Genomic DNA, 9,058 nt, shown 5'->3' with positions numbered 1-9,058 from the left:
GCGCCGCCAGTCAATTCTTAGGGTTTATGTCCTAGTACATTTGGCGATAGCTATAACAGAGATATTCATTCAGCTTTTTATGTCAACTTTTTATGATTGTTTCCTTTAATTGCATTTAATTGCATTCATTTGATAGATGCAATTTTATAGATAGAGACTAAAATATACAGAGATTCAAGTTTCTTAATATTTGGGCAATTGTATCGTGCTAATCCAAACAGACTGGCTCAAGAACTTACGGGGACGCTCGTTTGACCTAGAGTTGGGGGCGATCGCAATAATTTATTTCGTGCAAGGCGCGATGGCAATCTCACAGCTTGCCGTCAGTTTTTTCCTAAAAGATGACTTAGGGCTAAGCCCTGCCGAAGTCGCCTCAATGGTGGGCATTACCATGCTACCTTGGACAGTAAAACCCCTATATGGCTTAATTTCTGACGGATTTCCTGTATTTGGCTATCGTCGTCGCCCTTACTTACTGCTGTCCAGCTTTTTAGGCGTATTTGCTTGGGCAAGTATGTCAATATGGGTCACTACTCCCTTTTGGGCGATCGCCATGATTGCCACAGGTTCGCTATCCCTTGCCTTTTCTGATGCGATTACCGATGCCCTAATTGTCCAACGTGCCAGACTAGAACCAGAAGGCGATGCAGGCTCCTTACAGTCCTTTAGCTGGATAGCCTCTTCGGTCGGGGCAATCATGTCTGCTTACTTGAGCGGCTATTTGCTGGAGCATTTCGGTGCAAAGTTTGTATTTGAGATTACGGCAATTTTACCGCTACTGGTCGGAATTTCGGCCTTCGCGATCGCCGATTATCCGATGTCAGCCATATTTATTACTGCCCCAGCCCCCTCATCTGCCAATAATTCCGATCATTCGGGAGATCAGCCCAAACCATCCACACCGAAATCATCGAGAAATTCCCAAGCATGGATGTCTCTGAAATTCAACTTTATCCAATTAAAGCAAGCCTTTACTAACAAAGCGATTTGGATGCCTGCCGCTTTTTTGTTTGTGTGGCAAGCAACGCCAAGTGCTGATACAGCCTTCTTCTATTTCACGACCAATGAGCTGAAGTTCAATCCAGAATTTCTCGGTACGATTAAATTTTTTGCAAGCTGGGCTGGCTTATTGGGTGTGTGGCTATTTCAAAGGTTTTTTAAGGGAGTTCCCACCCGCAAAATTTTCTTTTGGACGACGATTATTTCCACCGCTTTAGGACTGACGAGCCTATTGCTAGTGACCCATGTCAACCGATCGCTGGGTATCGACGATCGCTGGTTTAGCCTTGGAGACAACTTGATTTTGACCATTGCAGGTCGAATCGCCTTTATGCCAGTTCTTGTTTTAGCAGCAAGACTTTGTCCCGAAGGCATCGAAGCAACATTATTTGCTCTGTTGATGTCAGTGCTGAATATTTCCGCACTATGTTCATTCCAATTAGGTGCAGGTTTAACCCATCTGCTGGGCGTGACTGAATCTAATTTTGATAATCTTTGGATATTAATTTTAATCGCTAATATCAGTAGCCTCTTGCCATTGCCCTTCTTAAAATGGTTGCCTGACGAAAAAAGTACCAACAGCGAAGAAACCTCCAAACCATCGGTTTTACCAGAATCGACAATCGTATCTTTAGCTATTGAAGCTATTGAGATGGAACCCCTAAAGAGCGGCGAAAGCGATCGCCCTGAGGCGATTTTGCAGGAGAATATTTAGGTAGGATATAAAACCCCAAAGATAAGTGGTGGCACGAAGTGCCGCCACTTATCTTTGGGGTTTTGATTTTTCCTAGCGATCTCTTGCGTTGCTATACTAACCAAAATACCTATAGATTATGGAAATAGATTACATCGCCCTATTTGTTGCCGATGTAGGGCGATCGCTAATGTTTTATCGGGATATTTTAGGGTTTAGATTTGACAAACCCGCCAAACCCGATGGCGTAGAAGGTTACAGTGGCAAACTCAAAATCGGGATCTATGATCGCCAATGGTTACCCAAATTATTTGGTGATCGGGGCAATCAACCCATTAGTGGCAATCCTTTTTTGCTATCGATGACTGTAGAGGATCTCGATCGGATTTATCAGGAAATAGGCGATCGGCAAGTTAAAATGCAAGCATATGCCTTAGTAACCATCATTTCTCCACCCTCGATCATGCCTTGGGGTCAAAAAATCCTATTTCTCAGCGATCCCGATAGCAACATTATCGAAATCGTCCAGTCCAATACCCTCTAGCCAATCTGTATAGCTAGGCGCAATTAAATATAAAATCTCAAAAGTTGTAGCGCACGCTACAGCTTTTAACTCTGGATTTTAATTATGCCCAGCTATAGCTGTCGCCAATTTTACTAGGACATAAACCCCAAGAATTGACTGGCGGCGCTTCGCACCGCCAGTCAATTCTTGGGGTTTGATTTGTCCTCAGTCAAGTGACTATAGCTATGCTTATTAGATCGAGTTATACCAATTCACAAAAGTGTTGTCCCACTTTCGTGAGTTAAAAACTAAACCTAGTAAGGGTTTTCAAGTTAAGAAATGGCGTAGCCATTTCTTAACTTGGTATTATCTCGATCGCCAATTGCTACTGAAGGGCGATATATTTTTGGCATTTCGAGATAGACACTATATATTTAACCTTGGTTAAAACTTCAAACGTTTACGTACCTATGCCTACTCAAAACGATATTCCAGTTGCTCAAAGGGTTAGCGATCCAACCCGATCGCCTCAAACGCAGACTAGAACTGTTAATCCGATTGTGCGATCGCTCCAGTCAGTACCTTGGTGGGCATATGGTTTAGCGGTATTAGCCTTCTTATCGCCCATTGTTAGCACGCGCATTTGGTTCGCCCTAAATGCCAGTGCCACAAATTCATCTCAAGCTTCCACTCCGCCAGAAAAAACACCTCTCCCCGACAATCCAGCAGCCATAACTCCAGCACCATTTATTAGCAAAACTCCTGCACCAACTGCTTCAGCAAATAACAACCAAGAGGTCATTGCCAAGGAAGCCGATAGCCCTCCAGACCTCTTTGGTCATCATGCCTATAGTGAAGCGCCTCTCAATCAATTACGCACAATTGGGAGGGCAAGCGATGGCTACGAAATCCGTCTTAGAGAGGCGGCAGCAAAAAGCTATTTGAAGATGGAAGCTGATGCCAAGGCTGACGGGGTAGATTTTGTGGTGATTTCAGGATTTCGGACGATCGCTGAACAACAACAACTATTTTTCGAGATTAGCAAACAACGAAACCAAACCCCTGCCCAACGCGCTAAGGTCAGCGCACCTCCTGGGCATAGCGAACATCATACGGGCTATGCCATGGATATTGGTGATGGCGCAGTTCCCAGTGCCAACCTCTCGACCAGTTTCGAGAAAACTGCCGCCTACCAGTGGCTCCAAAACAATGCGGCGAAGTATGGCTTTGAAATGTCCTTCCCCCCAAATAATCCTCAAGGTGTGATGTACGAACCTTGGCACTGGCGATTTGTTGGTGATGATGATAGTCTTGCCACCTTCTATAAACAAACAAACCGTAATACTTCGTTTATTAAAAAGCCATAATTAAAGTAGGGAAGGGCGACATTTGCCACTTTTCCGCATTGCCATAACCGCTTTATTTTCGCTTTGCGAGAATATTTGCTCTATCTCTGAGTTTTGCCATGAATGTTACTGCCACGGATTTACTAGCGATCGCTATATTTACAATTACGATGATGTCGCTAGTGGGCACAATGGTGGGACTATCGCCAGTTGTTCCTGCGGCGATCGCCATGACCTTACTCGGATTATGGGGCATTGATATTGGGTTTTGGCAGGGTAAATTTGGAGCCTATACTCAGGTATGGTTGAGAGCCCGATCGCCCGAGTATCGAGAACGAATTGCTTATCACGAAGCAGGTCATTTCCTTGCGGCATACCTCTTGGGATTTAAAGTAACAAATTATGCGATCGCTGGTATTGTCGGTCAATCGCTAGGAGAAGTGTTAGCGGACAAAAATTTTACAGGACTTGAAGGTGGTGTAGAAATCGATCTTGGTGAGACGGTCAATAATTCTAGCAATCTTCTAGATCGCTACAGTACAGTCTATATGGCAGGTATTGCTGCTGAGCAATTGATGTGTGAAGGGGCTACTGAAGGAGGCATGGATGATATGCAACGCTTGCGTCAATCCATTGCCCATTTACCCAATCCTATGACTCAAGAACGTTGGGCATTGCTCAATGCCAAGAATTTACTAAGCGAGCATCGCTCCATTTTAGTTGCCCTTGCTGCCAAAATGTTAAAGGGAGCAAGCATTGCCGATTGCTCCCTGACGATCGAGCAAGCGCTTAAAACAGACAATTACATTATCTCGCCAACTTTATAAAAGAGAAGCACCGCAATGCGGTGCTTCTCTAATCAAAGCCAATAGGGAGTTGCGGCGCTTCGCGCCGCAACTCCCTATTGGCTTTGACTTCCTGACTTAAGTGAATATAGCTATAACTATACAGTAGCAAATTTGATATTCTCTTCCCATTTGCGAGGTGGACTAGCACGGCGGATATTGCGCCAGATTTGCGTAGCCGCCAAAGTACCATCGGCTACAGCGATCGACACTTGATTCAAACCTTTCTTTAAATCGCCAAGGGCAAAAATGCGATCGTGACTGGTTTTGCACATATCGTTAGTGACTAAATTCTGTCCATCCCATTCCAAACCTTCAATACCTTTTAGATATTGGTTATGGTAAACGGAACCCATACCAACTAAACCAGTAGTTGCCTCAACAATTGTGCCATCGGTGAGTTCCACTCCACTCAGTTGATGATTTTCTCCTAGGAACTTCGCGATCGGAGCTTCATATAATGGATATCCATGCTCGGCTAACTTCTGTTTGGTTTTATCGCTAACCGTGCATAATCCATGGGTCAAAACAGAAATATAGGGAGTAAACCAGTTCAAGACAAAGGCTGCTCCAATTTGTCCTTCTGTATTAGCAATTAGAACCGCTTTCTGATCCCACATATCATAGCCATCGCAGATCATGCAGACGTGAAGAGTGTAACCTGCATAGTCATAGACATTCTGCATATCCTCTAGCTGGGGCAGATTATCTATGATACCAGAAGCGGCAATTACATACTTACTGCGAAATACAGGATAAATACTATTCTGTTTACCCACCTTCACTTTGACGGCAAAGGTTTCGCCTTCATCGGTTACCTCTTCCACGTAACCGCGCAAATGATCGGCTCCCCAATCAAGGGAGGTCTTTGTCCCGTGATTCAGGATGTCACGACCTGGGGTGTGCGGATCGAGTCCGACATAATTACGCAAATCTTGCATCCATAGCGATCGCCCTTTGCCTTTTTCGATCACTAGGCACTTCAAACCATAACGAGCTAGATAGATCGCTGCGGATAGACCGCCCATGCCACCACCCACCACGATCGCATCGTAAACAGTTTCGAGGCGTTCGTGCAGATTTTTGCTAGAGAGTTTCATAGCCACCCCATTAAATAATTCACTGTATGTATTCAATACAAGTCAAGAATGCAAATCAAGAATGCAAACCAAGAATGCAAATCAAGACTGAGAATCCTTAGAAAAGCTTGCTCCGTAGGCTTTTCTAAGGATTCTCTGGTTTTAATTCAGCTTCGGATGCTGGATGAAGTACAGTTCTTTACTTGAAGCAAGAAGAACTATGCTCAAAAATTAACCAACGAATGCCAAGCGAGGAGCAGATACACCAGCAGACTCAGAACCTTTCAAGTAAGCCAACATTGTGTCAGCATCAGAGACTTCAAAAGGATCGCTACCTGCGTTATCAGCAAAACCGGGTTCTACGAAAATCTTTTCGATTTTGAGATCGTTAACTAACATTGAGTAGCGCCAAGAACGAAGTCCAAAACCAATATTTGACTTATCAACAAGCATTCCCATCTTGCGGGTAAATTCACCAGCACCATCGGGGAGCAAGAATACATTTTTAGCACCGATTTCCTTGCCCCATTTGAACATCACGAAAGCGTCATTAACGGAAATACAGATAACAGCATCAACACCTTGGGCTTTGAACTCTTCATAAAGCTCTTCATAGCGAGGCAAGTGATTGGATGAGCAGGTAGGAGTAAAAGCGCCAGGCAAAGAGAAAACTACTACTTTTTTGCCAGCAAATAGATCTTGAGTGGTTTTATCTTCCCAACGATAGGGATTAGGACCTTCTACGGACTCATCACGTACGCGAGTCTTAAAAACAACGTTTGGTACGGTTTCGATAACTGCCATATTTTTCTCTGGGTTTATGTGAAAAGTTTTGGTTAGAAGTAGCTTGTGAATCTACCAATCAAGAAAGACACAATGTATCTCAACTTGAGAAGATCCTAGTACATATTTAAGAATAATTCTTATTTAGAAATTAGTCAATAGCCAGAGCCACTGAGTTCTTATATAAAGTGTAATAAATTTGTAGTTCCTAGATAGAGGTGCTATAGTTGCGATCTATAGGATTGCCTAAGTCAATCGTTAGTAAATTTTTTTGAGTAATTTTTTGAAGCCAATTGTCCAGCCCAGAAAAGTGTCAGAGAAATTATTGCATTGAACTTGCATTGCCTAAGCGCTTCTCAAGTTAGCGAACTCGATAAGTTTATGTCTCAGTCTAAGGCTGAGAGGTAAGCCTGTGATTCCTAAACTGGAAAATGCTAGATAAAGCTTGTGAACTGCTTTGTGGTAAATCGTGAACCATTGAACTCCAGAAATTTCTGGGGATTATTTATTCACCAAAAATTCTATAGACTCTGGGCTTTTATTTCAGCGCTTGGCGCTGCAAGACTGAGAAATCTTATATAGAGAGGCTTTACAAGAATATCTGTCGATAGTTTCGGTAATTAGGAGGAAGGTTATATGCAAAAGCAATCAGATAGAGTTATCCAGATCCTGAGGTCTAAAGGATTGCGGGTCACTCCACAGCGCTTTGCCGTTTATACAAATTTATTGGAGCGTGAAGATCATCCAACCGCAGAACAGATCCTGCATGATTTAAATCAGAATGCGCCTACTTCATCGCAGGCGACTGTTTATTTGTCGCTCCAAACTTTACGGGATGCAGGACTAGTCCGCGAAGTGCTTTTAGAACAGGGGGTCTGTCGCTATGATGCCAATATCGAACCTCATCACCACTTTCGCTGTAAATGTTGCGGGGAAATCGAGGATATTGCATGGAATGCCTTTGAGGGATTAGGTTTTCAGCAGGTACGTGCAGGTTTAAAGGTCGATAGCTATGAAGTGACTGTCAATGGCGTTTGCGATCGCTGCAATCATGCTGACAAGCCATCCTGAAAAGCTATCCTGAAAAGCCATCCTGAAAAGCCATCAAAAAAAAGATTGAGCGCAGACCGCTCAATCTTCTGCCCTCAAATCACCCATAAAACCCTGAGAGCGCAGATCGTCAGGATTAATTAACCTATCGTTGCTGACTATATTTTCTGATTCCGTACCTTCTTGCCATTCTTCAGGCTCCTGACTGGGGGATAAATTTTCTTGATACAAATCTGAAGCCGATCGCTTTTGGCGGCGGGGACGACCTAAGGATTTCAAGCCCGCTTTGATACCCGCAAAGGCACTTTTAGTTGCGATCGTGGCACTAGATGCACTTTGACGGACACCTTTGATTCCATCATTTACTTGCTTGACCGCCTCGCCCGCATTTTTTGCTCCTTGATTGAGTTCATCACTTAACTCACTTAGCTCTAACCCTGTCATCCGAATTGCCTCTAATGTGGCAGGAAGTTCGCGGGTCAAGGTATCAGCTAGACGAATGATGCTGTTGGCAGCTTTGGCTAATTCTTGAAAAGCAGGAATCGCCGTTAGCAAAAGAATTGTTAGGCAGATAACCACTAGCAAAAACGATAGACCAAGCAAAAAGATCGCTTCTGGCATAATTTCTTAATTTCTTAATTAATTGATTTCTTATAACTGCTTACTTTGCAAGGGCTTTTTTGAGGGCTTTTTTGAGGGCTTTTTCAAGGAGCTATTCGTCATCTTCATCCGCTATGGCGCGATCGCCTGTTTCAATAGACAAACTATCAGGAGAACCGATCATAGCCATGGCTAATTCCTCTTGTAGTTTTCGGCTAGCATCTTGCCCTGTAGCGATCGCTTCCTGAAGTCGTAAAAGTAACTCATCAATCGTGCGTTGAGTTTGCTCGGTTAAGCGATCAGCTTGATACTGGACATTTGAGCCAATTTCTTCGGCAATTTTAGGTATGTCTTGAGCCGATTTTTTCAAAAATTGGCGACTTTCCTTACCCGATCGCGGCGCAAATAAAATACCTATTGCCGTACCTATTGCCGTACCAACAATTACTCCACCCAAAAATTTACCTGCGCCGTTTGACATTCTGTTTGCTCCCTAACGACTTACTGCCTGAGGACTTACCTGACAATTTTGTGCTTGAACTGTCGGTTGATTTTTTATTTGTAGAGGTTGACGAGCCTTTCGATGTTTTTTTTCGAGACTTCTGCCAACTACTCCCTACAAAGGATACACCACGCCCTACCACAGACAATAAGTTACGAATTTTTTCTAATTGAGATTGCAATATTTGATATTGCTGCCGCGCTATCCCCACTCCACTCCGAGCCACCTCAAGCCCAGGCTGAGAGACAGCTAAACCATCCTCACAAATTGCTATCCAAGACTCTACAGTATGGACAGTTGCTTTGAGGGAGTTACGCAACATCCATACTTGCCATGAGGCCCATAGCAATCCCGCACTGAGTATTAACTGTATGGCGATCGCTATCCAAATCATGATTTTTTAATAATAATCGATTGAATTTTTCAAGATTTGCGATGGGTAGAAAAATATTATATCTCTCTCATTAGTGATGTTATACCAAGTTAAGAAATGGCGTAACCATTTCTTAACTTGGTATAACATCACTAAATTTAGTTTTTAATTTACAAACTTGTTGTCATGCTTTTGTGAATTGGCATTAAATCATTCATGAGAAAAATTAGGGCTTCAACTTCGCTCAAGCAATCTATACCGATAGCTGAGCGAAGTCGAAGC

At 43.4% G+C, this 9,058-nt stretch carries 10 protein-coding genes; 5 read left to right on the top strand and 5 right to left on the bottom strand.

The features are described 5' to 3' along the window. Nucleotides 1-205: 205 nt before the first annotated feature. The 4 genes from AC805_RS03460 (at nucleotide 206) to AC805_RS03445 (ending at nucleotide 4,371) form a co-directional block, all read left to right on the top strand. Entirely contained in the window at nucleotides 206-1,714 is a 1,509-nt protein-coding gene (locus AC805_RS03460; protein WP_055074119.1) for a folate/biopterin family MFS transporter, read from the top strand. A 118-nt stretch (nucleotides 1,715-1,832) separates the two neighbouring features. Further along, nucleotides 1,833-2,237, top strand: coding sequence for a glyoxalase/bleomycin resistance/extradiol dioxygenase family protein (locus tag AC805_RS03455; protein ID WP_055074118.1), 405 nt, complete (start codon nucleotides 1,833-1,835; stop codon nucleotides 2,235-2,237). Nucleotides 2,238-2,668: 431 nt separating this feature from the next. Next, entirely contained in the window at nucleotides 2,669-3,565 is an 897-nt protein-coding gene (locus tag AC805_RS03450; protein ID WP_055074117.1) for a D-alanyl-D-alanine carboxypeptidase family protein, read from the top strand. Between the two features lie 98 nt (nucleotides 3,566-3,663). Then, the gene (locus AC805_RS03445; RefSeq protein WP_055074116.1) at nucleotides 3,664-4,371 is read left to right on the top strand and encodes a hypothetical protein; all 708 of its coding nucleotides are present in this window, start codon (nucleotides 3,664-3,666) and stop codon (nucleotides 4,369-4,371) included. 116 nt (nucleotides 4,372-4,487) lie between these two features. Here AC805_RS03445 and AC805_RS03440 read toward each other — a convergent pair whose 3' ends face one another. Both AC805_RS03440 and AC805_RS03435 read right to left on the bottom strand, forming a co-directional pair. Further along, nucleotides 4,488-5,489: an NAD(P)/FAD-dependent oxidoreductase gene (locus AC805_RS03440; RefSeq protein ID WP_055074115.1), complete on the bottom strand. Its 1,002-nt coding sequence runs from the start codon at nucleotides 5,487-5,489 to the stop codon at nucleotides 4,488-4,490. A 210-nt stretch (nucleotides 5,490-5,699) separates the two neighbouring features. Then, nucleotides 5,700-6,272, bottom strand: a complete 573-nt coding sequence (locus AC805_RS03435) for a peroxiredoxin (RefSeq protein WP_055074114.1) — start codon at nucleotides 6,270-6,272, stop codon at nucleotides 5,700-5,702. 615 nt (nucleotides 6,273-6,887) lie between these two features. Here AC805_RS03435 and AC805_RS03430 point away from each other — a divergent pair. After that, complete coding sequence (locus tag AC805_RS03430) at nucleotides 6,888-7,322, top strand: Fur family transcriptional regulator (protein WP_055074113.1); 435 nt, start codon at nucleotides 6,888-6,890, stop codon at nucleotides 7,320-7,322. 60 nt (nucleotides 7,323-7,382) lie between these two features. Here the strand turns inward: AC805_RS03430 and AC805_RS03425 are convergent, their stop codons facing one another. The 3 genes from AC805_RS03425 to AC805_RS03415 all read right to left on the bottom strand — a co-directional run bounded on the left by AC805_RS03425 (nucleotide 7,383) and on the right by AC805_RS03415 (nucleotide 8,797). Further along, the gene (locus tag AC805_RS03425) at nucleotides 7,383-7,922 is read right to left on the bottom strand and encodes a hypothetical protein (RefSeq protein WP_055074112.1); all 540 of its coding nucleotides are present in this window, start codon (nucleotides 7,920-7,922) and stop codon (nucleotides 7,383-7,385) included. Nucleotides 7,923-8,013: 91 nt separating this feature from the next. Beyond that, the gene (locus tag AC805_RS03420) at nucleotides 8,014-8,382 is read right to left on the bottom strand and encodes a YtxH domain-containing protein (RefSeq protein WP_055074111.1); all 369 of its coding nucleotides are present in this window, start codon (nucleotides 8,380-8,382) and stop codon (nucleotides 8,014-8,016) included. Beyond that, entirely contained in the window at nucleotides 8,363-8,797 is a 435-nt protein-coding gene (locus tag AC805_RS03415; RefSeq protein WP_055074110.1) for a hypothetical protein, read from the bottom strand. The genes AC805_RS03420 and AC805_RS03415 overlap by 20 nt, the downstream gene beginning before the upstream one ends. Nucleotides 8,798-9,058: the final 261 nt, after the last annotated feature.

Origin of the sequence: Pseudanabaena sp. 'Roaring Creek', assembly GCF_001402795.1 — a bacterium.
Lineage (GTDB): Bacteria > Cyanobacteriota > Cyanobacteriia > Pseudanabaenales > Pseudanabaenaceae > Pseudanabaena.
Note: the sequence above shows the minus strand (reverse complement) of the source record. Positions and strands in the feature narration are given on the sequence as shown.